This is a genomic window from Rhizobium sp. CFBP 13726 (assembly GCF_014841925.1).
Lineage (GTDB): Bacteria > Pseudomonadota > Alphaproteobacteria > Rhizobiales > Rhizobiaceae > Neorhizobium > Neorhizobium soli.
In genome coordinates this window covers 499287-525519 of sequence record NZ_JACYUU010000004.1, presented here as the reverse complement: position 1 = coordinate 525519, position 26233 = coordinate 499287, and the positions used below count along the sequence as shown (strand labels likewise).

Annotated in this window: 19 protein-coding genes and 1 pseudogene; 3 read left to right on the top strand and 17 right to left on the bottom strand. The window is 59.7% G+C overall.

All coding sequences use genetic code 11. The features are described from left to right. A pseudogene (locus tag IFT66_RS23605) lies at nt 1-170 on the top strand (phosphoglycerate mutase family protein); the annotation flags it as partial. Between the two features lie 529 nt (nt 171-699). Then, nucleotides 700-2814: a methyl-accepting chemotaxis protein gene (locus IFT66_RS23775; RefSeq protein WP_274604877.1), complete on the top strand. Its 2115-nt coding sequence runs from the start codon at nt 700-702 to the stop codon at nt 2812-2814. Between the two features lie 285 nt (nt 2815-3099). Here the strand turns inward: IFT66_RS23775 and dhaL (IFT66_RS19145) are convergent, their stop codons facing one another. From dhaL (IFT66_RS19145) to IFT66_RS19110, 8 genes are all read right to left on the bottom strand, one after another. Next, entirely contained in the window at nt 3100-3744 is a 645-nt protein-coding gene (dhaL, locus tag IFT66_RS19145) for a dihydroxyacetone kinase subunit DhaL (RefSeq protein WP_192078580.1), read from the bottom strand. A 43-nt stretch (nt 3745-3787) separates the two neighbouring features. After that, complete coding sequence (locus IFT66_RS19140) at nt 3788-5857, bottom strand: bifunctional sugar-binding transcriptional regulator/dihydroxyacetone kinase subunit DhaK (protein ID WP_249406510.1); 2070 nt, start codon at nt 5855-5857, stop codon at nt 3788-3790. Between the two features lie 192 nt (nt 5858-6049). Continuing rightward, the gene (gene dhaL, locus IFT66_RS19135; protein WP_062578284.1) at nt 6050-6697 is read right to left on the bottom strand and encodes a dihydroxyacetone kinase subunit DhaL; all 648 of its coding nucleotides are present in this window, start codon (nt 6695-6697) and stop codon (nt 6050-6052) included. Between the two features lie 10 nt (nt 6698-6707). Further along, nucleotides 6708-7700, bottom strand: a complete 993-nt coding sequence (locus IFT66_RS19130) for a dihydroxyacetone kinase subunit DhaK (RefSeq protein ID WP_062578282.1) — start codon at nt 7698-7700, stop codon at nt 6708-6710. A 9-nt stretch (nt 7701-7709) separates the two neighbouring features. Next, nucleotides 7710-8483: an SDR family oxidoreductase gene (locus IFT66_RS19125; protein WP_192078551.1), complete on the bottom strand. Its 774-nt coding sequence runs from the start codon at nt 8481-8483 to the stop codon at nt 7710-7712. A 74-nt stretch (nt 8484-8557) separates the two neighbouring features. Further along, nucleotides 8558-9544, bottom strand: a complete 987-nt coding sequence (locus IFT66_RS19120; RefSeq protein WP_062578278.1) for a substrate-binding domain-containing protein — start codon at nt 9542-9544, stop codon at nt 8558-8560. Between the two features lie 84 nt (nt 9545-9628). After that, nucleotides 9629-10633: an ABC transporter permease subunit gene (locus tag IFT66_RS19115; protein ID WP_192078550.1), complete on the bottom strand. Its 1005-nt coding sequence runs from the start codon at nt 10631-10633 to the stop codon at nt 9629-9631. 67 nt (nt 10634-10700) lie between these two features. Further along, complete coding sequence (locus tag IFT66_RS19110) at nt 10701-12179, bottom strand: sugar ABC transporter ATP-binding protein (RefSeq protein ID WP_062578274.1); 1479 nt, start codon at nt 12177-12179, stop codon at nt 10701-10703. A 368-nt stretch (nt 12180-12547) separates the two neighbouring features. On the opposite strand from IFT66_RS19110, the gene IFT66_RS19105 reads away from it, so the two are divergent. After that, nucleotides 12548-13594 carry an NAD(P)-dependent alcohol dehydrogenase gene (locus IFT66_RS19105; protein ID WP_192078578.1) on the top strand — a complete coding sequence of 349 codons (1047 nt, stop codon included), beginning with the start codon at nt 12548-12550 and terminating at the stop codon, nt 13592-13594. Nucleotides 13595-13785: 191 nt separating this feature from the next. Here IFT66_RS19105 and IFT66_RS19100 read toward each other — a convergent pair whose 3' ends face one another. From IFT66_RS19100 to rsgA, 9 genes are all read right to left on the bottom strand, one after another. Next, nucleotides 13786-14901 carry a TRAP transporter substrate-binding protein gene (locus tag IFT66_RS19100; protein WP_062578270.1) on the bottom strand — a complete coding sequence of 372 codons (1116 nt, stop codon included), beginning with the start codon at nt 14899-14901 and terminating at the stop codon, nt 13786-13788. A 62-nt stretch (nt 14902-14963) separates the two neighbouring features. Beyond that, nucleotides 14964-16532 carry a TRAP transporter large permease gene (locus tag IFT66_RS19095; protein ID WP_062459274.1) on the bottom strand — a complete coding sequence of 523 codons (1569 nt, stop codon included), beginning with the start codon at nt 16530-16532 and terminating at the stop codon, nt 14964-14966. 21 nt (nt 16533-16553) lie between these two features. Continuing rightward, entirely contained in the window at nt 16554-17102 is a 549-nt protein-coding gene (locus IFT66_RS19090; RefSeq protein ID WP_062459277.1) for a TRAP transporter small permease subunit, read from the bottom strand. Between the two features lie 388 nt (nt 17103-17490). After that, a complete protein-coding gene (locus IFT66_RS19085; RefSeq protein ID WP_192078549.1) occupies nt 17491-18594 on the bottom strand; it encodes a branched-chain amino acid ABC transporter substrate-binding protein in 1104 nt (367 codons plus the stop codon). 414 nt (nt 18595-19008) lie between these two features. Then, complete coding sequence (locus IFT66_RS19080) at nt 19009-20610, bottom strand: ABC transporter ATP-binding protein (RefSeq protein WP_192078548.1); 1602 nt, start codon at nt 20608-20610, stop codon at nt 19009-19011. Between the two features lies 1 nt (nt 20611). Beyond that, nucleotides 20612-21745 carry an ABC transporter permease gene (locus IFT66_RS19075; protein WP_062459285.1) on the bottom strand — a complete coding sequence of 378 codons (1134 nt, stop codon included), beginning with the start codon at nt 21743-21745 and terminating at the stop codon, nt 20612-20614. Next, nucleotides 21738-22661 (bottom strand): oligopeptide ABC transporter permease OppB, encoded by a 924-nt coding sequence (gene oppB, locus IFT66_RS19070; protein ID WP_062459288.1) that lies wholly within the window; start codon nt 22659-22661, stop codon nt 21738-21740. Before oppB ends, IFT66_RS19075 begins: the two co-directional genes overlap by 8 nt. A 57-nt stretch (nt 22662-22718) precedes the next feature. After that, the gene (locus IFT66_RS19065) at nt 22719-24302 is read right to left on the bottom strand and encodes a peptide ABC transporter substrate-binding protein (protein WP_244508866.1); all 1584 of its coding nucleotides are present in this window, start codon (nt 24300-24302) and stop codon (nt 22719-22721) included. A gap of 553 nt (nt 24303-24855) precedes the next feature. Continuing rightward, complete coding sequence (rsgA, locus tag IFT66_RS19060; protein ID WP_192078547.1) at nt 24856-25857, bottom strand: ribosome small subunit-dependent GTPase A; 1002 nt, start codon at nt 25855-25857, stop codon at nt 24856-24858. Between the last annotated feature and the right edge of the window lie 376 nt (nt 25858-26233).

The following is a 26233-nucleotide window of genomic DNA, read 5'->3' as shown; positions in this document are numbered from 1 at the left end:
AACGTTCGGACAATCCCGGGAATGCTGACATCACTCTGATCGAGGGAACGCGCGAAATGGGATACACCTCGACGCTGTTGCACCAGGCGACCGACCGTCAGCCTGGTCAGAACGATCTGCGACAGGCGTATGGCGCAGAGCTAACGATCAGGCCAGAGCCGGAGGCCTGAAATGCCTTTTCCAAACTGGACCTCGTTTTCGACGACGATAGATATCAAGCTGGGTATGCGTATCCCGATAACACCCACCGAATGACACTGCAGCTCGATAACCGGGCTCGCTTGTCGGGTACCGCGAGCGGTGGCTGGTTCCGTTCAACGTCCCGCACATCAGCGATGGTGACGTACTGAATGCCGGTGGCGGCAAATACCAGCTGACAATCGACTAATCGCTATTTTAGGCATTTGCCTTTGATATCAATTGTCATCGATGAGATTCTAGGCACGGTAACCAAGCCTCAATACGTTTTCTCTATCAGGTTCGGTATCGTCCTACCTTTGAGCCTTGGCAGTTTTCCTGCAGCTCATTCAGCAAGATATCGAGGCCTACGTGAGGTTTTTTGGAAATTTGAAAATAAGGACGCAGGTCGTTCTCGTAGCGTCGATCCCGACCATTGCGTTGATCGCTGCTGTCGTACAGGACAATATGAAGCGCCTTGAGCAGGCTTCGGAAGCGCAATCTGTCGCCGAAATTTCTTCGATGGCGCCCGTTATTGGCTCAGCCATCCATGAAATCCAGAAGGAGCGCGGTGCTTCCGCTGGTTTCGTCGGTGCCAAGGGCCTCGGTGAGTTCGGGTCGCTCCTGGAGAAGCAGCGTCTCGCAGCGGATGCAGCACTCGCCAGTTTCAAGGCCTTGAACCTGACGACGAGCGAAGCTCCGGGTGGCCCTGAATTGCAGCAGCTTGCGCTCTCGGCCCAAGCCAAGCTCGACCAGCTCAAGACAATGCGTGACGAGGTTACGGCGTTAAAGGCAGGCGTGCCTGATATTGCGTCCTATTTCGAGGATACGATAGGTAGCCTCATCAAACTGATCGGATCCATGAGTTCGCTCACCAGCGACAGCACGATCTCAAACCGGATTGTTGCCTACTCGGCTCTTCTGCAGGGTAAGGAACGCGCTGGTCAGGAACGCATGATCGGCACTGCAGCATTCGCGGCCGGTAGTTTCTCGCCGGAAGGATATCAGCAGTTCGTGAAGTTTGGCGTCATGCAGAACGTCTACTTTGCGGATTTCAACAGCTATGCAGGCGCACCGCAGCGTGCCGCGCTTCAGACGGCCCTTGCGAGTGATGCCGGTCAGCTTGTCGAGAAGCAGCGCAGCGTCGCGCTGAAGGCTCCGTTCGGCGGACAGATGGGTGGAATTTCCGGTGAAGACTGGTATAAGGCTTCGACCAACCGCATCAACGCGCTGAAGACAGTGGAAGACCAGACCGGTCTGGAGCTAAAGGATTATGCGTCCGCTTCGGCTGCGGTTCAGCACAGGAATTTCCTGATTTCGGTCTTCACCTCGCTGGGCGTTCTGGCGGTCGTTGCTGTTCTCGCGACCATCGTCACCCGCTCCATCACCCGTCCCGTCACGCGGATCGTGCAGACGATGCGTGAGCTCGCGGCCGGCAACGCACAGGCTGAAATCGATGCCATTGCAGATCGAAGCGAAATCGGCGACATGGTCAAGTCTGTTGCCGTCTTCAAGCAGAACGCGCAGGACACCTTGCGCATGGAAGCGGAAGCGCAGGCTAACCGTTCGATGTCCGAACGTCAGCGCCTCGAGCAGCACGAGCGTCAGGCGGAAGAAGCAGCCGAAGTGCAGTTCGCAGTCGATACGCTCGCCGTTGGCCTCGGTGCCATGGCGAATGGCAAGCTGAACCATCGGATCGACCAGGCGTTTGCAGAACGCCTCGACAAGATCCGCGTCGACTTTAACGGTGCGATCGAGCGTCTCGAAGATGCGATCGTGGACGTCAGCGGCAACGCGCAGGCGATCTCGGCCGGTTCGAACCAGATCCGCTCCGCGGCTGACGACCTTGCAAGGCGCACCGAACAGCAGGCAGCATCTGTCGAGGAGACCGCAGCAGCCCTTGAGCAGATCACCACCACGGTTGCCGACACGACGCGTCGCGCAGAAGAAGCAGGTCGCCTGGTCAGTGAAACGCGCAAGAACGCCGAGCACTCGGGCCTCGTGGTGACGAACGCAATCAACGCAATGAATGCGATCGAAGCGTCATCCAACGAGATCTCCACCATCATCGGCGTCATCGACGAAATCGCGTTCCAGACCAATCTTCTGGCACTGAATGCGGGCGTGGAAGCGGCCCGGGCAGGTGACGCCGGCAAGGGCTTTGCAGTCGTCGCGCAGGAAGTTCGCGAACTTGCGCAACGGTCCGCAAGCGCCGCCAAGGACATCAAGAGCCTGATCGCCAAATCCGGTGAACATGTCAGAAGCGGCGTTTCCCTTGTCGGCGAAACGGGCGAGGCGCTTGGGCAGATCGTCGATCAGGTCAAGGCAATCAGCGTGAACGTCCTCTCGATCGTGGAAGCTTCGCGCGAACAGTCTACGGGTATCAAGGAAATCAACCATGCCGTCTCGTTGATGGATCAGGGGACGCAGCAGAATGCCGCTATGGTGGAAGAATCCACCGCAGCGAGCCATTCTCTCGCGAGAGAAGCCGGAACGCTCTTCCAGCTCGTTGGTATGTTCGAGACAGGATCAGTGGCAGGTGGCATTGACCACTCGCATCAACCCGGCGACGCTCCAGCTCCTTCGAACCGGTTGATGACCCGAGTGACCTCGTCCTTCTCCAGACGCGTGGCATAAGCTTCACGGCATCCCGGCTAACCTCCCAAAGCACACGCAGAGAGTGAACCGTAAAAGCCGCCGAAGAAATCCTTTCGGCGGCTTTTGTATGAGGCTGATCCGTGCTGGTTGGTGAAAAGAAGCTTCCAGCTGTCACGACATCTTTCGCTTGATCTGCAGCCGCCAAGACACCCCCAGCCACGTGCTCGTGTCATCGTGGCCGCGATGGACGAAGTGACAGTGAGAGACGCGTTCCTCAAACATCTTCTCATGCTCGCGCAAGATTTCGGCCAACGTCCCCAATCTTCAGCGAGATGCCGTCCCGTCGAAGGTTTCTCGCATCGCCTTGAGGATCACGACCGCGGAGGCAGCGCCCGGGTCGATATGGCCAAGCGAGCGTTCGCCCAGTCTTGCGGCGCGACCACGAAGCGCGATCATGGATTGCGTTGCTTTGGCGCCCAATTCTCCCGCTTCGCAGGCCGAGGACCAAATGTGTCCGGGTTCGCCGGATCTCGCCTCCGCCGCATCGGCTGCCGGCATCCAGGCATCGAGCATGGTCTTGTCTCCGCGCATTCCTTTGCCCCGCTGCTGAATGCCGGTTGTGATGGCTCTCAGCATCGCGACCTGGCCAGCGGCATCGAGAGGTCGATGTGCGTTCATACGATCGGATGCATGGAGAAAGCCGGTCGCATAGAGCGGGCCCGTGGATGCGCCTACCGCATCGAGAAACGTGGTCGCAGCAGCCGTCATGACTTCGGCGGCAGTCATGCTGTCGAGATCGCTCCGCGACAATTCACTCGCAACAGCGCTGAAGCCAAGCGACATCGTGATGCCGTGATCGGCGTCTCCGATCGCCTCATCAAGCTCGGTCAGGTAATCCTTCTCCTTGGCCATCGCATCGGAGATCTTGTTGAACATTCGGCTGAGTAAGCGCGCATCGTTTCCGTGCACCATGTCCCTCCAACTGTTGCACTGTGCCATTGAAAGCCCTGCCTTACCCTATTTTCAACGCCGCAGTGTCGCAGGGATGATGGAGCAGAGTAGACAGATCGTCATCGAGATGAAGGATTGAGATCGAGGCGCCGACCATATCCAGTGATGTGCAGTAGTGGCCAATCCAGTTTGCTTCGATCTCGATGCCCTTGGCCTTCAGCCTCTGCTCGACACGCCTGAACAGAATATAGAGCTCCATCAATGGCGTTGCACCGAAGGAGTTGACCAGCACGGCGACACGGCTGCCTGCGACTGCCCCCATCTCGTGAAATATGCGATCGATAATCTTGTCCGCAATCGCGTCGGCATTCTCGATCTTCTCGCGACTGACACCCCGTTCGCCATGGATGCCGATGCCGAACTCCATCTCGTCTTCCCCGATCTCGAAACTCGGACGGCGCGTCTGCGGCATAGAGCCGGCTTCGAGTGCGACACCCAGCGTGAATGTGCGGGAGTTGGCCTTGCGTGTCAGTGCTTCGCACGCGTCGAGCGAGTGACCGCGGTCGCAGGCTGCACCGGCGATCTTGAAGGTAAAGAAATTGCCGGCGACACCGCGTCGGCCGTCCCGGTCTTCGATGGAGGACGAGGCGACATCATCGGTGGTCAGGACCGTGCGCACCGCGATGCCCTCGGCCTCGGCCATTTCTGCCGCCATCTCAAAGTTCATGACGTCCCCGGCATAGTTGCCGTAGACGAAAAGCACACCGGCATCACCCGAAGCCGCCCGGGCGCAATGCAGGATCGGCATCGGCGGCGGGGAGGAAAAGACATTGCCGACGGCGACCGCATCCGCCAACCCCTTTCCCACATAGCCGAGAAAGCAGGGTTCATGACCGGAGCCGCCGCCGATGACAAGACCGACCTTGCCGGGCCGCGGACCTTCCCTGGCTATCAACGCCCGGTTGGATTTTCCGGCGGGCATCAGATGTTTCTGATGCGCCCGCACGACGCCTTCCAGCATTTCCTCAACCACATGATCCGGATCATTGAGGAACTTCTTCACGCGATTGCGGGTCCGCGTCCCGGCCCCTTGGGTAGACGGGCTTTCCAGGCGAGGGCGCTGCGCAAGCATCTGGTCGATCACGGTCACGCCGTCGGCATTCAGAATACCCCGTCCGGTCGCCGCATCGGTGATCAGCACGTTGACATAGCCGCCGCGCAGGGCAGCGAGGATCGCCGGCACCTTGTCGAATCCTCCGGCCGCAGCAACGCGGAGGCCGACCGATTTGAGCATGTCGAGTGACATGCCGATCAGGCGCTCGTCCAGCGGCCCTGCCACCGGACGCCCCTGGCCGTCGATGAAGCGGCCCGAGACGGCGCCGACGGCGCCCTTGGCGAGATAATCCTGCAGCGCCACGTCTTCGAAAAAGCCGCTTGTGTGAATGGTCGAATTCGGCCTCAGTGACGAGATGCCAAAAAGCGCCTTGTTGGCACGCGACAGCATGCCGAACTGATCGGCCACCAGCGGCTCTTCCAACAGAGCGTCACGCATCGTTCGAGACGAGAGGATGGCGGGGGCTGATATGTTGACGAGCCTCCCCCCAACGGCCCCGGCGACAGCCGCTGCGCAGAGCTCCGGCGTATAGGAAAAGCTTGCCCGTGTTCCGCCCGCCGCCTGAATGACCGTGACATCCTGCAATCCGGGAACATGGGCAGCTTCGCCGATCGCAAGCATTGTGCGCCCCCAGGAAACGGCGACCGTATCGCCCGACTTGATCAGACGCTGCAATGCCTGGCCGCCGGCAGCACCGATCCGTTCGATCAGCGATTTGCCGGTTTCTTCGCTGGGGACGACAAGACAGTCGACGAGCCCGAAATGCCGCTTGAGTTCGCGCGCGATGGTCAGTGACGCAAGCCGGGCGGGTTCGATGGCGATGTTGACGATGCCGCGCTCACGCGCCTCTGCGAGATAGTTGTTCACCGTGGCGCGCGACACACCCATCGTGGCAGCAATATCGCCTTGGGTAAGACCATCCTCGTAATAGAGCCAGCAGGCCCAGACGAGGGGGTCGTCGCCATATCTCAGAGACATGCCCTCGCGGGCGTGTTCGACATCGTTGGTGCCGATCATCGCCTTGCCGGACTGCTGTGTCTTCACTGGTGTCAATCCGAAACGTGCTCCGACAGTCGATACGGGGCCGAGCTATCCGGACCGCCGGAATTTTTTAGGACAATTTATCGACGTTGGCTTCTTATTTCTGGAATTCGGCGGCGACCTGCCCGAAAAGGCAGGTCGCCCGGTCCTGGGGGAAGTTTGCTGAGTTCAGGGCGCCTGCAACTTGCCTGACACGCCCTTCGCGATTTCCTTGAGGATCAAGGCGCATGACGTGGCACCGGCATCGAGAACGCCAAGCGAGCGTTCGCCGAGACGGCTGGCGCGCCCGATCTTCGCGACGAGGTCGATGGTGGAATCACGTCCCTTGTCGGCGGCTTCGGTCATCGCCGCCAGCGCGTCAGCAAAGGACTGTCCGCCTGCGACCGTGCTGTCGAACGCTTCGATGGCCGGCACGAACGCGTCGATCAGCGTCTTGTCGCCAACCTTGGCAGAACCGATCGACTGAATGCCGGCAAGGCCCATATGAAGCATTGTCGAGAAGAGGCGAGCGTCAACGACATCCTTGCCTTCGAGCGTTTCTGCGAACTCGGTGAACATCACGCCGTAAAGCGGACCCATAGAGCCGCCAATCTCCGTCATCAACACAGTGCCGAGCGTATCGAAGGCTTCGGCCAGCGACACGTCTTGGGTCTTGAGGCGCTCGGACGTCATGCCGAAGCCCTTGGCCATGTTGACGCCGTGGTCACCATCACCGATCTTGCCGTCGATCTCACTGAGATAGGCGCGGTTTTCGATGATGCGGTCGGCGATCGCAATCACGATATCGCCCGCGTGGGCATTGAGGAAAGTCTGCATCGCCAGGTCCTTAAAGCAGCATGGTGCAGCGCGTCTCGAGATCGAGAAGCGGCTTAGTTTCGTCGTCGAGCGCCATGACCGTCAGGGTCGCTCCCACCATTTCGAGCGACGTGAAATAGTTGCCGATGAAGGTCTTGTAGACCTTCAGGCCACGTGCGGAAATCTCGGTTTCGATCGTATCGTTGAGGATGTAGAGTTCGTTGAGCGGCGTCGCGCCGAGGCCTGACACGAGCACGGCGACTTCGACGCCGGCCGGCAGGTCATGATCGTCGAGCACGATCTTCACCATGTCCCTTGCAACGTCTTCGGCTTTTTTGAGCGGTTCGACCCGCACCCCAGGCTCGCCATGGTGGCCGATGCCGACTTCCATCGTGCCGGGCTCGATCTGGAAATTGGGATGGCCGACGGCGGGAAGTGTGCAGGGGCCAAGGCCGACCCCGATCGACCGGCAGTTGTCGATCGCCTTCTGCGCGACGGCGCGAACCTCCTCGAGCGAACCGCCCTGGCTGGCCTTGGCGCTGCCGATCTTCCACATGAAGATCTCACCGGCGACCCCGCGGCGCTTCTCCCGCTCGGACAGGGGAGCCGAGCAGACGTCGTCGTTGGCGACGACCGTCAAAACCTCGATTCCTTCCTTGGTGGCAAGCTTGGTTGCCATCTTCACGTTCATGTTGTCGCCGGCATAATTGCCGTAAAGGCACACCACTCCGGCGCCTCCATTTGCCTCGCGGAATGCGTCAGAGAAGCTCTTGGCTGTCGGCGAGGAGAAAAGTTCGCCAACGGCGACCGCATCCAGCATGTTCTTGCCGGTGTAGCCCATGAAGGCGGGTTCATGACCTGAACCGCCGCCGGTGACGATGCCGACCTTGCCTTTGACGGGGGCATTCTTCGCCACGACGACACGTGGGTTTTCCGCAAGCCGGACGATATCGGAATGGGCCTTGACGAAGCCCTTGACCGTATCTTCGACGACAAGATCAGGATTATTGACGAAACGCTGCATGGTTTGTCCTCAGAGAATTGTGTAACCGCCGTCGATCAGGAGATCGGCGCCGTTGATCATGTCCGCACCATTGGAGACAAGAAAGACTGCCGCTGCGGCGATTTCCTGCGGGTAGGCGAAACGGCCGGTCGGGATACGCTTCTTCGCATTTTCACCCTTTTCGCCGGCCCAAGCCTTCTTTCCGAGTTCCGTCAGCACGACTGTTGGCGAAATGGTATTCACGCAGATACCGTATTTTCCCCACTCGGCCGCGAAGGTCTTCGACATGCCGATGACGCCGAATTTGGAGGCGCAGTAGGCGACGTGCTCCTCGATTGCGACGGTGCCCGCCTGCGAGGCGAGATTGACGATCTTGCCGCCCTTGCCAGCGGCGATCATCGCCCTTCCGACTGCCTGCGTGAAGAGAAAAGTGCCCTTCAGGTTGATGTCGATCGTCTTATCCCAGTAATCGAGCGACAGATCCTCGGCCGGAGCGAGGAAGACGACCCCCGCGCTGCTGACGGCTATATCGATGTGGCCGAAGGTGTCGAGGACGCCCGCGATCGCCTTCTCGACGGAAGATGCCTGCGAGACATCGCAGACGAAGGATTTCGATGCGCCACCGAGTTCGGCCGCTTTTGCTGCGGCCAGTTCGGCATTGAGGTCAAGCACGGCGACGGTCGCGCCCTTTTCGGTCAGCGCGTCGCAGACGGCAGCGCCGATGCCGGATGCGGCGCCGGTGACGACGGCAATCTTGCCGTTCAGGGGGAAATTCAGGTCGATCTGGGGAGCGGTATCACTCATGTCTTCAAGCCTTTGCGACGGAGACGGGAGGGGCGGCGGTCACCGCCCCTCCCTTGGATCGAAAACGAAAAGTATCAGTTACGGGACTCGAGCAGCTTGTCGGCGTTTTCTTTCGTGACAGGCGTCCAAGGCACGAGGTAGTCCTTCTCGGCGCCATCCGCCCACTTCATGTCCGGATACTGGGTCCAGATCTTCGATTCGGGCTTGTAGTCCTTGTTGGCGGCCTTGATGGCGACGTCGAGAGCGCCCTGAGCCTGGGCGTTGGCGTCCTGCAGGATGGAAGCCATCTCGCCGCGCTTCACCGAGTTGATCGCATCCGTCACGCCATCGACGCCGGCAATCGCGAAGTCTTCAACCTTCAGACCTGCAGCCTTGATTGCCTCGATCGCACCGAGTGCCATTTCGTCGTTCTGGCCGATGATGCCATTGATCTGGCCCGGATGGGATGTCAGCCAGTTTTCCATCAGGGTCTGAGCTTCGGCGCGCGACCAGTTGCCGGTCTGCTTTTCGAGAACCTTTACGTCCGGGCAGGCAGCGAGTGCCTTTTCATTGCCTTCCAGGCGCTGGATCTGGCCGGACTGGCCGATCGGGCCTTCGATGATGACGAGATTGCCCTTGCAGCCCATCTTGTCCAAGACTGCCTTGGCTTCGAGCTCGCCGGCTTCCACGTCGTTCGAGCCGACATAGGATGTGAGGAGATCGGAATTGACGCGGGCATTGGAGCCGACAACGGGGATGCCGGCATCATGGGCCATCTGCACAGCGGTCGCGCCGGCCTCGATATCCATCGGCACGAAGATGATCGCGTCGAATTTCTGTGTGATCATCGTGTTGAACTGTTCCTGCTGGACCAGCGCGTCATATCGGCCATCGAACACCGTGACATCGACCTTGCCGCTCTTGACGGCCGGATGTTCCTTCAGAGCCGCCGACCAGATCTGCATGAATTCAGCATTGAGACCATAGGTGGTCGCGCCAATCTTGAGCTTCTTGTCCTGCGCCATTGCGGGTGCCGAAAGCATCGCCGCACTGGCGACGAGAGCAAGCAAAAGTTTCTTCATTTTCTTCTCCTCCACGGAATGTCCGGTCGCCGTTTTGACGCGCGGTACATGTCGGACCGTTTCGCGATCCGAATTGTTCTGGGGTCAGGCCCCTTGATTGCGTTTTTGATCCAGCATGACCGCACCGACGATCAGCGCCCCTTTGAGGACCTGCTGGTAGTAAGATTCGATGCCGAGCAGATCGAGACCGTTGTTCATGACGCCGATAATGAGCGCGCCGATCAGGGTTCCCGTGACGCGACCGACACCACCCGAGAGGCTGGTACCGCCGATGACCACGGCCGCGATGGCGTCGAGCTCGTAGGCAACACCGGCCTGCGGCAGGCCGGAGCCCGTGCGAGCGGCAAGGATCATACCGGCAAGACCCGCAAGTGCTCCCGAGATGCAGTACACGGCGAACTTGATGCGGGTGACGTTGATGCCTGAAGTCACGGCGGCATGCGGGTTGCCGCCGACGGCGTAGATATAGCGGCCAAAGCGCGTGCGGTTGAGAACCCACCAAGAGGCAATGAAGACGACGGCGAGAACGACGACCGGCATCGGGATGCCGATAAAGTTGCCGGTTCCAAGCCAGCGAAAATCCGGGATAAGCGCCGGGACAGGTCTGCCGCCGCCATAGATCAGCGTCATGCCGCGTGCCGCCGACAGCATGCCGAGGGTGGCAACGAAGGCGGGGACGGAGAAGCGCGAGACGATTACACCGACGACCATGCCGCATGCGAGACCGACGAGAATGCCCGCCGCGAACGCGACGAATGCCGGATAGGGGCCGCCCGCAACGCCGGCGGTCGCTGAAGTCGTCGCAAGGCTCGCGGCCACCATACCAGCGAGCGCTACGACCGAGCCGACGGAGAGGTCGATGCCCCGGGTCAGGATGACGAATGTCATGCCGATCGCCAGCACCCCATTGATAGATGTCTGTAGAAGCACGTTCGAGATATTGCCGGCGGTGAGGAAGTACTCGTTGGAGACCGACAGGATGAATGCCAGGAGCAGGAAGGCGAGAAAGATGCCGTATTCCTGGATGAGCAACTTGCGGTTATCCGAACCGAACCATGCGGCTGCCGGCTTGTTTTCTGTGGCGGACACTGTTCTTACCTCTTCCCATGCCGATCGAATCTTGAAAATGCGCGTCTGGCCCAGTGACCCGGGCCCGTCACGTAGAAAGGTGCACCAACGCCTGCGCGTCTGTCTCCGCGCGCGGATAGATGCCAGTCGAGCGACCGTTGCGCATGACGAGGATGCGGTCGGACATGCCCAGCACTTCGTCGATTTCCGATGAAATCATCACTACGGTTCCACCAGCCTCGGCGAATTCGCAGATGATGCGATAGATCTCGCGCTTGGCGCCGACATCGACGCCACGCGTCGGTTCATCGAGCAGAAGCACCTTGGGATTGCGCAGGAACCACTTGCCCAGGACGACCTTTTGCTGATTGCCGCCTGACAGGCCCGAGACCGGCATCGTGTCGCGGGCCGCCTTGATCGCAAATCTTTCGATCATGTTCCGGCTGGCAGCCTGCTCGCCGCGGCGACGCATGACGAAATTGGGGCTGAGTTCCGGCAGGCTGGCAAGCGCAATGTTGCCTCTGACGCTATCGGTCAGATTGAGCCCGGTCAGCTTGCGGTCCTCGGTAACGAAAGCGAGCCCGTGCTCCATCGCGTCAGCCGGCTTGCTGACCTTGACCGGCGCGCCATCGATCCTGATTTCGCCGCTATCGAGACGATCGAGACCAAAGATGCAGTTGAAAATTTCCGACCGGCCGGATCCCATAAGTCCGTAGATCCCGAAGATCTCACCCTTGCAAACCGAAAACGAAATGTCGTCGATCTTGCCGGCGGCTGTCAGCCCCGTAACCTGTAGGCCATCCGTTTCCGTCGGCGTGTTGGTCTTGATATATTCCTCGCCCAGTTCCCGACCGACGATCATCTTGATCAGGCTCGGCCTGTCGATATCAGCCAAGTCACCCGAGCCGATATAGGAGCCGTCGCGGAACACCGTGTAGGCATCCGCGATCTGGAAGATTTCTGACAGGCGGTGCGAGACGTAGACGATACCCTTGCCGGCGGCCTTCAGCCGTTCGATCGTTTTGAAGAGCTGCTGCGCTTCCTTTTCGCCGATTGCCGATGTCGGCTCGTCCATGAAGATGACTTCCGCATCGTGGCTGAGCGCCTTGGCGATCTCGACCAGTTGCATCTGCGCAACCGAAAGGTTCATCATGAACTGAGTGGGACGGATCTGGAATTCGAGCTGATCCAGCAACCGCTGGGCGTTACGGTTCATCGTCTTGAAGTCGACGCCGCCGAAGCGCCCGGAGGGTTCGCGACCAAGATAGATGTTTTCCGCCACGGTCATATGAGGGACAGGGCTCAGTTCCTGTTCGATGATCGCGATGCCAGAGGCGAGCGCTTCGGCTGGGCCTGAAAAATCGACGTCCTGACCGCGACGGCGAATGGAGCCGGCATCGCGCTTGTAAATGCCCATGAGGATTTTGAGGAAGGTCGACTTTCCGGCGCCGTTGCCGCCACACAGCGCGTGCACCGAGCCCGGCTTCAGCTGAAAGCGACCCTCACGCAATGCGGCAACGCCGCCGAAGGACTTCTTCAGTCCTTCCACCTCAAGCAGATATTCCACGCTAATTTCCTCCGATGATCCTTCCGCTCGATGAGCGTCGGACCAATCACTGTCTGGGTTAACCGCCCTCCAGCGGCCAGCACGTGACATTTGTCAGATAGTTTTCGACAAATGTCAACATGCCTTCATTGTAGGCTGAAGGTGTCCCTATGGTGAGCAAAAATCCTGTTTTTATCGTTTTAAAACAGACGGATGGACTGCTTGGTGGGGAGAGCGAGACCTTGGGGGCGAAGGGGCGATACGCGCAAGAAAGAAGCGATAGCTGCTGAAAATCTCACCAAACAGCACTTTTCTTTTTCAAACCGGTCGCTATTCCTAGGTCAACCGATGCGCCGAATTTGGCGCCCATCGAGCAAAAGGATCCGATGATGAAAGCCTTGGTACTGGAAGAAAAGGGCGTTCTCGCCCTTCGAGACATTGACCTGCCGCTGGCGGTCGGAGCTTCGGAACTGAAGATCAAGATTCACACGGTTGGCGTCTGCGGCAGCGACGTACACTACTACACGCATGGCGCAATCGGACCGTACGTGCTGCGTGAGCCAATGGTTCTGGGACATGAGGCGGCCGGGACGGTGATCGAGGTTGGCTCGGCCGTTTCCGGTTTCAAGGTTGGAGACCGGGTGTGCATGGAACCGGGAATACCGGACCTCTCGTCGCGCGCATCCAAGCTCGGCATCTATAACGTCGATCCCAGCGTCCGGTTCTGGGCAACGCCGCCGATCCACGGCGTTTTGACATCCGAAGTCGTCCATCCCGCGGCGTTCACCTACAAGCTTCCCGACAACGTGTCCTTCGCCGAAGGCGCGATGGTGGAGCCATTTGCCATTGGCATGCAGGCTGCAGCGCGTGCCCGCATCGCCCCCGGCGATGTTGCGGCGGTGATCGGAAGCGGCCCGATCGGGATCATGGTCGCTCTGGCGGCGCTCGCTGGTGGGTGCAGCCGCGTGTTCATTTCCGATTTCAGCGCACCGAAACTCGCAATCGCTGCCCAGTATTCCGGTATCACCCCTGTCAATATCGGGGAGGAAAGCTTCGCCGAGGTCATCGCACGGGAAACCGACGGCTGGGGCGCCGATGTTGTTTTCGAAGCCAGCGGCAGCCCGAAGGCCTATGACGAGATATTCGACCTCGTTCGCCCGGGTGGAGCTATCGTGATGGTCGGCCTGCCGGTGGACAAGGTTTCGTTCGACGTTGCAGGCGCGATCTCGAAGGAAATCCGAATAGAGACGGTCTTCCGCTACGCCAATATCTTCGACCGGGCGCTGCAGCTGATTGCATCCGGCAAGGTGGACCTTAATCCGCTGATTACCGAGACTTTCCCTTTCGACAAGAGCATTGAGGCCTTTGAGAGGGCAGCAGCCGGCAACCCGTCAGACGTCAAGCTGCAGATCCTTCTGGGTGACGCCGCGGTTTAGGAAAATCCGATCAGTTCTGAAGGCCGGTGGCCGGGAAAGCATGGGATCGTCACGCGAGATCATGCCGTCCCGGCCGCGGCTTTTGCGATGTGACGGTAGGACCACCTGGACATCCCAACGATAGACCTGTCTCTTCGGTGCCAATTGATCGTGAGTGCGGAGGCCGGCCTTAAAGCCGACCTCCGGTTTTGTTACTTGCCCGAGGCCTGGGCGGAGTACATGTAGCTGTCATAGCTGTATTCGGCGACGCGGAACCACTCGAAGGACTCGTCCCTGAACTTCTTCCAGCCCGGATAGATCTTTGCCCATGCCGGGTGCTTGGCGCTATATTCCGCGTAGAGTTCGAACGTCGTCTTGTAGGCGGCATCCATGACATCGCGTGGCAGCGGTCGCAGTTTGACGCCCTTGCCGACGAGCGAACGGATCGCCGCGGTGTTCTTCACATCGTAGAGTGCCTGCATGTTGATGTTCGCCGCCTTGCAGGCGGCATCGAGTGCGGCCTTGTAGGCGGGAGGCAGACCCTCATACTGTGCCTTGTTGATGAAGAAGTGGATTGTGAGGCCACCTTCCCAATAGGCCGGATAGTAGTAGTTCGGCGCAATCTGGTAGAAGCCGAGGCGTTCGTCGTCATAGGGACCGATCCATTCGGCCGCGTCGATCGTTCCGCGCTCGAGAGCCGGATAGATATCGCCCCCCGGTAGCTGCTGCGGCACCACGCCGAGCCGAGACATCACTTCGCCGGCGACACCGGCGATGCGCATCTTGACGCCCTTGAGGTCGGCGACGCCCTTGATCTCCTTGCGGAACCATCCACCCATCTGGGCACCGGTGGCCCCGCCGGGGATGCCAACCACGCCATAGGCAGAGAGAAACTCGTTATAAGCCTCATTGCCGCCGCCGTGGTAAAGCCAGGCGTTCTGCTGACGACCATTGAGACCGAAGGGGATGGTCGAGCCGATCGCAAATGTCGGATCCTTGCCGGTGAAATAGTATCCGCAGGTATGAGCGATCTCGACGGTGTTCGCTTTCACCGCATCGATCGCCTGCGGTCCGGGTACGAGTTCGCCGGCCTGAAACACCTGAATTTGGAATTTCCCGTCGGTGATCTTCGACAGTGTCTCCGCCATGACGGTTGCGCCGCCGTAAATCGTGTCGAGGTTGTTCGGGAAGCCCGAAGTCAGGCGCCATTTGATGCTCGGCAGTTCTTGGGCAACCGCCGGTGCGGCGAGTGCGGTCGCGGCGACTGTTGCCGCCCCTCCGACTGCGCCTTTCGTCAGGAAATTGCGTCTGTTGATGGTTTCCGTCATTGCGTTTCCTCCTCCTCAGGTTCGGCAGTATCGAACGCACGCTGTGCGATCAAAGCGTGTGTCTAGTTTTTCGGTGCGCCGAAGCTTGGCGTCGGGGAACCGAAATCTGGTGCAGGGATATCGACGGCCGGGGCGGCGGGATCGCCGGAAGACTGCTCCGGTGCGCCGAAAGGCTGGGTCGGTGTTCCAAACGGGTTAGCGCCATCGGCACCCGGCATCGGTACGTTGAGCTCAATCGTCGATGGATCGACGACGGCAGATCCTGATTTGTAGTGGGTCACGAGACCCGGAAAGACGATGACGACGACGACCATGACGAGCTGGATCGCCAGGTAGGGCAGGGAGCCCATGTAGATCTGGCCGGATGTGACCGGCTGGATTGTCGCACCGGTGATGCGATCCTTGTAGGCCCGTGTCGGAGCGACGGAGCGCAGGTAAAACAGCGAGAACCCGAACGGCGGATGCATGAACGACGTCTGCATGTTGATCGCCAGCATCACGCCGAACCAGATCAGGTCGATGCCGAGCGCATCGGCAACCGGTGCCAGCAGCGGGATGATGATGAAGGCCAGCTCGAAATAATCGAGAAAGAAGGCCAGGAAGAATACGAGCAGATTGGCAACGATCAGGAAGCCGATCTCGCCGCCCGGGATCGACGTCATCAGGTGCTCTACCCAGACGTGACCGTCGACACCGTAGAAGGTCAGCGAAAACACGCGCGCGCCGAGCAAGATGAAGATCACGAAGGAGGACAGTTTCGCCGTCGCGTAAAGGGCCGACTTGACCATCGCCAGCGTAAGCTTGCGATTGAAGGCTGCAAGAAGCAGAGCACCGACTGCGCCCATCGCGCCGCCTTCGGTCGGCGTCGCAAGGCCGATAAAGATTGTGCCGAGAACGAGGAAGATCAGCACGAGCGGCGGCACGAGCGAGGTGATGACCTTGGCCACAAGCTTCCAGCCACGAAGCGATCGCGCCTCGATGGGAAGAGCCGGCACGCTTGCCGGACGCAGAAAGGACATCAGGATGATGTAGCCGGTATAGGCAGCAACCAGCATGAGACCGGGCACGAGTGCGCCCTTGTACATGTCGCCGACCGACCGGCCGAGCTGGTCGGCCAGAATGATCAGCACGAGGCTGGGCGGAATAATCTGGGCAAGCGTTCCCGACGCTGCGATCGTGCCGGCCGCGACCCGTCGGTCGTAACCATATCGCAGCATGATCGGCAGGGAGATCAGGCCCATCGAGATGACGGAGGCCGCAACGACGCCTGTGGTGGCTGCAAGGATGGCGCCCACGAAGATGACCGCGAAGGCGAGCCCGCCGCGGATCGGGCCGAACAGCTGGCCGATCGTATCGAGCAGATCCTCGGCCATTCCGCTTCGCTCGAGAATCAGCCCCATGAAGGTGAAGAACGGAATGGCGAGCAGTGTCTCGTTCGACATCTGCCCGAAGATGCGGTCAGGGATCGCTCCGAACAGGTTGATGGGCAAAAGGCCCATTTCGATGCCGATGAAACCGAAGACAAAGCCGACAAAGGCGAGTGCGAAGGCAACCGGATAACCAAGCAGCAACACGACGATCAGTGATAGAAACATGATCGGCGCGAGATTTTCCGCAAAGAATGCAAACATATGAGCGTATCCTGCTACGAATTAGAGCGCTTGCGCTTCGGCGTCGGCGAGAGCGACGGCGTCGGGCATCGCACCGCTGAGGATCGCTAGCCGTTTGATGAGTTCCGACAGTCCCTGGAGTGCCAGCAGGCCGAAACCAATCGGGATCATGGCCCAGACTGGCCACAGCACCAGCCCACCGGTATTGTTGGAGACCTCTCCGCTCACATATTTGGCGATGACGATCGGCCAGGACAGGTAGATGGTGACGAGGCAGAACGGCATCAGGAAGAAGATTGTCCCGAACACCTCGATCCAAAGCTGCGCCCGTCTGGGGAGCTGGCCATAGACCAGATCGACCTTGACGTGCTCGCTGCTCAGCAATGTCCAGGCCGCCGCCAACAGGAAGGCTGCGGAGAAAAGGTACCATTGCGCCTCGAGCCAGGCATTTGAGCTCAGATTGAAGACTTTTCGGGTCACTGCGTTGATGGCGCTGATCAGCACTGCCGCCAACAAAAGCCATGAAACGGCTTTACCGAAAAGCGTGTTCATCGCGTCGATAGCGCGCGACACGGCGAGTAGACCAGACATTACAAACCCTCCCAGGCAAGCTGCCCGAAGGCAGCTGTCCCATGCACTACTATCGCCGCAAATCACACGCGACAAGAGCATTATGACAAGAGGTCAATCTCGCGGTCTGGGAAAAGGCTTCGATACACGTTGCTATGGGCTGGAACAGACCATGACGTAGGGAGCGCAAACGTCCCCGCTGATTCTCTATTTCGACGCTTGTTCTTTTCGCATCCAGCATGAACGCGTGACGCGCATGACGAGAGATTTCTGTCGTCAAATCAGTGTCTTTGAGAAAATAGGTCTGGTTTCAGCCGCCGTCGCTTCAGGCGATAATTGAAGGCTAGCGCACCGACGGCAAGCAAACGGGCGCCTAGGGCGCCCGTCGCAATACAGATCCGGAGCGGCCTTATTCGGCCACAACCGTCTTTCCGCCTTCCCACTTGTAGACGGAAAAGCTCTGCGAGCTGAGATCGCCGGTTTCACCGTAGGTCAGTTCGCCAATGGCAGTCTTGATACCGGTGCCATCCTTGAGCGCGGCAGCAACTGCCTCAGCGTCGTCGGTGCTGCCAGCCTTGGCGATGCCGGCGGCGATGACCTCGACGGCTGCATAGGCGTTGAGGGTAAAGGCTTCGGCGGGGATCTTTTTTGCAATGAGCGCATCGGCCGCGGCCTTGCTGTCGGTATTCTTCAGCGCGTCGGCAGCGTTGGTGAAGATCGTGCCGTTGGCTGCGTCGCCGCCGGTGGTGATGAACTCGCTGTTGGAAAGGCCGTCACCCGCGATCAGCTGCACATTCATGCCGGCATCCTTCATCTGGCGCACCAGAAGGCCTGCTTCCGGGTGATAGCCGCCGAAATAGAGGACTTCGGTGCCTTCCGACTTCAGGCGTGTCACTAGCGCGCTAAAATCCTTGTCGCCCGCCGTCAGCGCATCGTTGAAGACTTCCGTGATGCCGGACGCATTCAGCGACGCCTTGAAGGCATCGGCGAGACCCTTGCCATACTGCCCCTTGTCGTTGAGGATGGCGATCTTCTTGTCCTTGAATTTCTCGACCACGAATTTTGCTGCAACGTCCGCCTGCTGGTCGTCCCGGCCGCAGGTGCGAAACACGGTGGAAAGGCCACGCGCGGTCAGTTCCGGCGAAGTGGCTGTCGGGGTAACCATCAGCGCACCGTTTTCGGCAAACGCGACCGAGGCGGGGATAGAGACGCCCGATGTGACAGGGCCGACCACGAAACGGATATCGTCGGCGATCAGCTGATTGGCGGCAGAGACGCCCTGCTTCGGTTCGCCGGCATCGTCGACAATTTTCAGCACGATCTTCTCGCCGTTGACGCCGCCCTTCTTGTTGATTTCCTCGACCGCGGTTTCCGCGCCGTTCTTGATCTGCGCGCCGATCGCAGCAACCGGGCCGGTCAGCGGCGCGATGAGGCCGACCGTGATGTCGGCGTAGGCAAGCGGGGCGAATGCGAGTGTGGCAGCGAGTGCCGCAGTGATTGTCTTCAATGTCATGTCAGTCTCCTGGGATGCGGACCTCCCGACCCGCGTGCTAATCGTGCGCCGAACCCGCTCAAACCGTCGGCAATGCCATGACTGGTGGAAGAGGGAGGGCGCGTCCGGTCCGCGCGTGGCCATAGTGAGCTTCTCCGTGCGTCCGACAATTTTCCTAGAAATATTGGGCCGGTGACGCAAGAAGATAACCGGAAGCAATGACCTCTTGATTGAATAATTCACGCCTTCTTGTGGGGACGTGATGGGCGGCTGCAGCCGTGCCCTTTCATGCCGGCAACTCACACGACGGAACCAACCCATGATCCGGGCAGCCGTCCATGGCGCCCCGACGGCGATCAGCGGATACGTGTCGTTCTCCACACTGCGCCGCGGTTCGAAGACAACGACGGTGGGCATATTGCTGATAGTGGCGACTCAGATGCTGAAAGCGGCTCCGATCAACGCCCTAGTGTAATCGGCCTTCGGGGCGTCAAAGATCGCGTCCGTATCGCCTTCCTCAACGATCTTTCCGTTGTTCATGACGATCACATGATCCGCGATGGCCCTGACCACGGCAAGGTCGTGGCTGATGAAGACGTAGGAAAGGTTGTGGTCGGACTGCAGCTTGCGCAACAGGTCGATCACCTGTCCCTGCACGGACCGGTCGAGTGCCGAGGTCGGTTCGTCGAGGATAACCACACGCGGCTTGAGGATCATCGCGCGGGCAATCGCGATGCGCTGGCGCTGACCGCCGGAAAATTCGTGCGGGTAGCGGTTGCGCGCCTGGGGATCGAGCCCGACTTCGGTCAGGGCGGCGATCGCACGCCGGTCTCGATCCGCCTTGTTCAGCGAAGGCTCGTGGACGAGCAGACCTTCGGTGATGATCTCGCCGACTGTCTGACGCGGCGAGAGAGACCCAAAGGGATCCTGGAAGACGAGCTGCATCTCCTTGCGCAGGGACCGCATCTGCCGACGGTCGAAGCCGGAGATGTCGGTCTTGTCGAAGCGGTAATGACCATCGCTGTGGAGAAGCCGGAGCAGCGCGCGCCCAAGCGTCGATTTCCCCGAGCCGGACTCACCAACGATGCCGATCGTCTGGCCCTGCCTGAGCTTGACGGTGACGCCGTCAACGGCCCGGAAACTCTTTGGACCCTTTGAAAAAAGTCCGCGGCCGATCGGAAAATCGACCGTGACATCGCGTCCCTCCAGGATGATCGGCGCGTTTTCCGCCGGCGGTTGCTTGCGACCCTGCGGTTCGGCATCGATCAGCATGCGGGTATAGGCGGAAGTCGGAGCCTCGAAGATCTGTGATGTGGCTCCCTGTTCCACCACTTCGCCGCGCCGCATGACGACGACACGTTCGGCAAAATGCCGGACAATGCCGAGATCGTGGGTGATCAGCACAATCGCCATGCCGAAACGCTTCTGGAGCGAGCGCAGCAGTTTCAATATCTGCGCCTGGACCGTCACATCAAGCGCCGTCGTCGGCTCGTCGGCGATCAGGACGTCGGGTTCGTTGGCAAGCGCCATGGCGATCATGACGCGCTGCCGCTGGCCGCCGGACAGTTCATGCGGGTAACTGTCAATGCGGCGGGCGGGATCAGGAATGCCGACCAGTTCCAAGAGTTCCAGCACGCGGCTGCGGGCCGCTTTCCGGCTGCCGCCGCGGTGGTAGACGATCGGTTCGGCGATCTGGCGGCCGATCGTGTAAAGCGGATCGAGCGAGGTCATCGGTTCCTGAAAGATCATCGTGATCTTGGCACCGCGGATCTTGTTGAGCTCGTTATTTCGCAGTCCGACCAGTTCCTTGCCCCGATAGGCGGCGGAGCCAGTGACGGTGCCGTTTCCAGCGAGCAGGCCCATAATGCCCATCATTGTCTGGCTCTTGCCGGAGCCGCTCTCGCCGACGACGGCGAGCGTCTCGCCGGCACGGACATCGAAGCCGATGCCCTTGACCGCATTGACCATGCCATCCGGCGTCGTGAAATTCACTCTCAGGTCGCGGATAGAGAGAATGGTGTCTTTTTGATCGGTCATGTCAGCGATCCTTCGGGTCGAGCGCGTCGCGCAGGCCGTCGCCGATAAAGTTTAACGAAAACAGCGTTGCCACGAAGAAGATGGAGGGAAAGATCAGGAGCCAGGGTGCCGACTGGATATTGTTGGCGCCTTCCGAAATCAGAGCGCCCCAGCTGGTCAGTGGCGCCTGAACCCCGAGCCCGAGGAAAGACAGAAAGCTTTCCAGGAGGATTACCTTCGGAACCACGACGGTGACGAAGACGATCACCGGTCCGATCGTGTTCGGGATGATATGCCGGCGGATGATTTGCCAGTCGCTCAGGCCGAGCGCTTGGGCAGCGCCCACGAATTCCCGGCGCTTCAGCGCCAGCGTCTGGCCTCGCACGATGCGCGCCATGTCGAGCCATTCCACAGCACCGATCACCAGGAAGATCAGGATGAAGGAACGACCAAAGAAGACGACCAGGACGACGACGAGAAAGACGAAGGGGAGAGAGTAGAGGATTTCGACGAAGCGCATCATGACATTGTCGACACGGCCGCCAAGATAACCCGCGGTCGCGCCGTAGAGCACGCCAATGCCAAGCGAGACGAGGCTGGCCAGCACGCCGACGGCAATCGAGATCTGGCCGCCGAGCATGACACGGGCAAGCAGGTCGCGGCCGTTCGGATCCGTGCCGAACAGGAAGTATTCCCGGCTGACATTCCCTTCGACCTTGAGAACGCGCCCGTCTTTTTCGGTCGCCACTACCTTGGTGTCGTCGAACTCGTTGGCACGGTCGAAATAACGCGTCGTGCGTGGGTCGATCGGATCCTCGGCGCTGATGGTCGCGGAAAAGATCTGGCCCGTCACCTCGAACGCGTCGAGGTTGACGCGGGCGCGAGTCGCGACGCCTTGCATGGCGCCCTCCAGCGATGCCTCGTCTGGCCGCGGCTCGAGACTTGGCGCCACCGTCACATAGGAAGAAAAGACCTGGTCATAGCTATGAGGCACAAAAAGTGGGCCGAGATAGGAAAAGAGCGCGATCAGAACGAGCATCACGCAGCCGCCCATCGCCGCCTTGTTGCGACGGAAGCGGATGGCGGCAAGCTGGAAAAGACTGCGGCTTGTGCTCTGGGGCGGGGTGGAAGCCGGATCGGTGGCGATATCAGTCATGACGGACCCTCGGATCGAGCAGGCCGTAGAGAAGGTCGACCAGGAGATTAAAGACGATAACAAAGATGGCGATCAGAACGACGGTGCCCATGACCAGCGTATAGTCACGATTCAGCGCTCCGAGCACGAAATAACGGCCGACGCCCGGAATGGTGAAGATGGTCTCGACGACGGCCGAGCCGGTCATCAATGCGGCGGCACAGGGTGCGAGATAGGAGACGACCGGCAGCATGGCGCCGCGCATGGCATGCGTGATGACGACGATCCGCGCCGGCAGGCCATAAGCGCGCGCGGTGCGGATATGGTCGGCATGCAGCGCCTCGATCATGGAGCCGCGCGTCAGCCTGGCGAAAACGGCAAGCTGCGGCAGCGCCAGTGCGATCATCGGCAGGAGCAGGAACGAGAACGAACCATCTCCCCAGCCACCGGCCGGCAACAGCGCAAGAAGAATTGCGAAAATCAGCGTCAAAACCGGGCCGACGACGAAATTCGGGATCGTCGTACCCATCGTCGCGAGCGTCATGATGGAAAAATCGAGCACGCTGTTCTGGCGCAGGGCCGCGATCGTGCCGAGCGTCACGCCGCCAATCAGGGCAAGAAGCAGAGCGTAGAAACCGAGTTCAATGGAGTAGGGAAGGCCTTTTCCGATCAGTTCCGCGACGGTGTTGTCCTTGTAGATATAGCTTGGACCGAAATCACCCTGCACGGCATTGCCGATATAGGTGAGATATTGACGCCATAACGGCTGGTCTAGCTGGTAGGTCCGCATGATGTTTTCCATCGTTGCGGGTGGCAGCGGACGTTCCAGGTTAAAGGGACCGCCCGGAGCAAAACGCATCAGGAAGAAGGAGATCGTCACGACGATGAAAAGCGTCGGGACGGCGCTCGCAAGGCGGCGCAGGATAAAAGACAGCATGCAGTAGTCTCCTGCGGGATGGCGTCCGAAACGCTGTCGGACGCCATCCCGTGTCGATTATTCGGAAACGCTCAGGAAGCGGCTCAGGTGCTCATTGGCAGCATTGTCCTGCCAGCCCTTGATGCGGTCCGAAACAAGCCACAGATCGGCCTGGGTCAGGAAGGGAGCAATCGGCTGGTCGCGCATCAGGATTGTTTCCGCCTCATGCATGATCTTCGATCGCGCAGCCGGATCCGTTTCCGCATACGACTTCTTCATCAGATCGTCGAATTCCTTGCTCTCGTAATGCCCGTAATTGAAGGTCTTGTTGGTCGAGAGGTTCAGGGCGAGGAAGTTTTCCGGGTCGGCATAATCGGCAACCCAGCCGGCACGTGCCACGTTGAACTTGCCGCCTTCCTGGAGATAGGCGTAGTGCGAGGAGACATCGAGATTGCTCATCGTCACCTTGGCACCGAACGTGTTTTTCCACATGTCGGCAACGGCGGTGGCGACACGTTCGTGGTTCGGGTTGGTGTTGTAGCGGACCTCGATATTGAGCGGCTTGCCGCCTTCACCGTAACCGGCTTCCTTCATCAGTTCGATCGCCTTGTCTTCGCGGTCGAGCTGGGAAAGTTCTGCGAAATCGGCCTTGGCGGGTTCGCCATAGTTCGCCATGCCCGGCGGCACCAGCGAATAGGCGGGAAGCTGCGACCCGCTATAGATCTTCTTGGCCAGGAAATCGCGGTCGACGGCCATGGACAGGGCCTGGCGGACACGAACGTCGTTGAAGGGCGCCTCGCGGCCATCGAAGACGTAATAATATGTCGCAAGCGTCGGAGACACGTGCACCTGGTCCTTGTAGGCCGAGCGCAGCCGCTCGATCTGGTCAGCGGAGAAGTTATAGACGAGATCCATTTCCTTCGCCTCGAAGCGGCGGACGGATGCGGCCTGGTCGTCGATCGGGTAGAAGATCACCTTGTCGAGCTTGACGTTGGCGGCATCCCAGAAATTGGGGTTCTTTTGGACAACGAGGCTGTCGTTCGGCACGTGGCTGACGAGCTGGAAGGCCCCGTTAGACACCATCGTGCCTGGCTTGACGAAATCGGCGCCGTTCTTCTCAAGGCTTGCCTTGGAGACAGGCAGGGCAGTCTGGTGAGCAAGAAGTTCAAGGAAGAAGGGGGTCGGGCGCTCGAGGGTGATCTCGAACGTCTTGTCATCAACGGCCTTGATGCCGAGTTCCTTCGGATCGGCCTTGCCGGTGTTGACCATTTCCGCGTTCTTGATCGGGTAGAGGATGTTCGCATATTTCGCGGCGGTCTTCGGATCTTCCACGCGCTTGAACGAGAATTCGAAATCCTGCGCCGTGACGGGCGAGCCATCGGACCACTTGGCATTCTCACGCAGCTTAAACGTGTATGTCAGTCCGTCGTCGGAGACTTTCCACGACTCCGCTGCACCCGGTACAATCTTGCCCGCCGCGTCGTAGATCGTCAGACCTTCATAAAGATCCTTCAGAATGAAGGCTTCGATATTGATCGAGGTCTGGGCCTGATCGAGCGTTTGCGGTTCGCCGGAATTGCCACGATGAAGCACCGTTTCAGCAAATGCCGGTGCCCCAGCCAGCAGAGTTGATCCGAGCAAAGCGACCGCTGCCGCACGCATGAGACGAGATGACATACCGTTATCCTCCTGGTTTTCCGTCCGATTGGGCGAGTGAATGCCAGAAATACCGGAACCGCAAGGCTTTTTTGCTTTCGACTCAAATGCGGAGTGTATATCCGCGCGCCTCGACTAACCTCATAATTGCAGGGTCCTGCAGGGGCGATAGCCCGGGTATCCTGACCTGGCATCCGCGCCAGACCGTGAATCGAGAGAGCAGCGACATTTCACGTTCAGGTAAACCGAGCAGCGAATACCATGGTGTCGCGATCAGGGTGCCTGGAGTAATTTTATTGCAGGAGCACAAATGAAAGCGGTTTCCACCGATCCATCTCGATACAATCAGGGAGGGCATGGCTGGGCACCATCGGACTGCCATATGCGCCTCTCGCGATATGACGATCCGGCACCCCATCAGCGGCTCTCAAACATCGGGGACGGTGTAGCGTCGGCTATCACGGGCAACGAGCCGATGAGGTAAAGCGTCACGAATCTGCACGCTCCGCGGCTCATCCCTTCAACAAAGCGCTTTGGCCAAGCATGCGGCAGGTCGCGCCTAGTGGCGCTTTCTTCTGTAGATCTTGTTGCCGTGTGGACCGCTGACGACCGGCGTCCTGTCCCGATTTTCGGTGACCAGGGTTCGCCACCGGTAGAGACGATCGCCTGCAAGTTCTCCGCTTGCGACTGCAGCCTGAACGGCACATCCGGGTTCGTGGACATGGCTGCAATCGCGAAACCGGCACTGCGATGCCAGTTCGGCGATATCGGAAAAGAAGACATCGATACCGTCGGCAACATCACTTACATACAGCGTCCGGATCCCGGGTGTATCGATCACCCATCCGCCACCCGGTAGCGCGTGCAGCGATCGTGCCGTCGTGGTGTGTCTGCCCTGCGAGTCGTATTCCCGGATCGTGCCGGTCTTCTGTGTGTCCGACTGAGACCCGACGAGCGAGTTGACCAGGGTTGATTTCCCAACGCCCGACGATCCCACGAGCGCGCAGGTCTGTCCCTCGCCGCACCACGGCGCCAGGAGTTCGCGTGCCTCTACCGAGCGTCCGTTCAGGAGGATAACGGGCAGGCCAGGCTGCAGTCCCTGCGCCTGGACCCGGAAGACGTCAGCGTCTTCGGTCGTGTCCGCCTTTGTCAGGACGATCACCGGGTTGCTCCCGGCTTGTTCGGCGAGGATCAGATACCGTTCCAACCTTGAAAGGTTGAATTCGGCGTTGCAGGACGTCACGATGAACAGGGTATCGACGTTGGCAGCAACCAGTTGCGGGATCGTGTCGTTCCCCGCACGTCGTTGAAAGAGAGTTTTCCGTTCGAGACGGCGAACCAGCATGCCGCTGATCGGGTCGGCGAGGATCCAATCGCCGACCGCGAAATCGGCTGTGTTGGCGTTGGCTGGGAGCTCGAGGGCGGCCGGACCACCGGCATCAATAGCCTCCACGCGCGACCGGTGGACGGAGGCAATGCGCCGCGGCGCGAGTTCGTCTTCATCGGATGTGAGCTGATCCGAAAAGAAGTCCGACCAGCCAAGTCGTTTAAGCGCTGTCATGTGAAGGGAGTCGATCAAAGGAAGGTCGCAATCTTTGGAGCTGTTAGGGTTGGACGGGGCCTGTTGGCTTCGGTTTCCCTTGGCTGCGCGAGAAGTTTGGCCGAAAAGAGTCTATGAGCGTTGGTGCGTCGCGGACGGAGGCAAGTTCTTTTGGACGCTGGCATACACAACCATCCTCTTCAGACTGTATGCGCGGGGCGGTTGGCGGACAAGCCCTAACGAACCTCGTCGTGCGGGACGGGTCTGCAGAGCAGGTCAAAACTAAAGGTTGACTTGGCGGCCCTTCGTCTCTATCTTTGGTTTATCGATCTTTTGCTTGCTGAACTTTGGTTACCGCGCGATTGGCACCGCGCTCTGAACGAACTTCCCTCTCAAA

Bases quoted from the DNA above. Each gene is read 5' to 3' on its own strand.
- IFT66_RS23775 (WP_274604877.1), top strand. From the start codon at position 700: ATGGCGCCCGTTATTGGCTCAGCCATCCATGAAATCCAGAAGGAGCGC.
- IFT66_RS19140 (WP_249406510.1), bottom strand. From the start codon at position 5,857: ATGATCGGCACCAACGATGTCGAACACGCCCGCGAGGGCATGTCTCTG.
- dhaL (WP_062578284.1), bottom strand. From the start codon at position 6,697: ATGCAGACTTTCCTCAATGCCCACGCGGGCGATATCGTGATTGCGATC.
- IFT66_RS19130 (WP_062578282.1), bottom strand. From the start codon at position 7,700: ATGCAGCGTTTCGTCAATAATCCTGATCTTGTCGTCGAAGATACGGTC.
- IFT66_RS19125 (WP_192078551.1), bottom strand. From the start codon at position 8,483: ATGAGTGATACCGCTCCCCAGATCGACCTGAATTTCCCCCTGAACGGC.
- IFT66_RS19120 (WP_062578278.1), bottom strand. From the start codon at position 9,544: ATGAAGAAACTTTTGCTTGCTCTCGTCGCCAGTGCGGCGATGCTTTCG.
- IFT66_RS19105 (WP_192078578.1), top strand. From the start codon at position 12,548: ATGAAAGCCTTGGTACTGGAAGAAAAGGGCGTTCTCGCCCTTCGAGAC.
- IFT66_RS19100 (WP_062578270.1), bottom strand. From the start codon at position 14,901: ATGACGGAAACCATCAACAGACGCAATTTCCTGACGAAAGGCGCAGTC.
- IFT66_RS19095 (WP_062459274.1), bottom strand. From the start codon at position 16,532: ATGTTTGCATTCTTTGCGGAAAATCTCGCGCCGATCATGTTTCTATCA.
- IFT66_RS19090 (WP_062459277.1), bottom strand. From the start codon at position 17,102: ATGTCTGGTCTACTCGCCGTGTCGCGCGCTATCGACGCGATGAACACG.
- IFT66_RS19085 (WP_192078549.1), bottom strand. From the start codon at position 18,594: ATGACATTGAAGACAATCACTGCGGCACTCGCTGCCACACTCGCATTC.
- IFT66_RS19080 (WP_192078548.1), bottom strand. From the start codon at position 20,610: ATGACCGATCAAAAAGACACCATTCTCTCTATCCGCGACCTGAGAGTG.
- IFT66_RS19075 (WP_062459285.1), bottom strand. From the start codon at position 21,745: ATGACTGATATCGCCACCGATCCGGCTTCCACCCCGCCCCAGAGCACA.
- oppB (WP_062459288.1), bottom strand. From the start codon at position 22,661: ATGCTGTCTTTTATCCTGCGCCGCCTTGCGAGCGCCGTCCCGACGCTT.
- IFT66_RS19065 (WP_244508866.1), bottom strand. From the start codon at position 24,302: ATGCGTGCGGCAGCGGTCGCTTTGCTCGGATCAACTCTGCTGGCTGGG.
- rsgA (WP_192078547.1), bottom strand. From the start codon at position 25,857: ATGACAGCGCTTAAACGACTTGGCTGGTCGGACTTCTTTTCGGATCAG.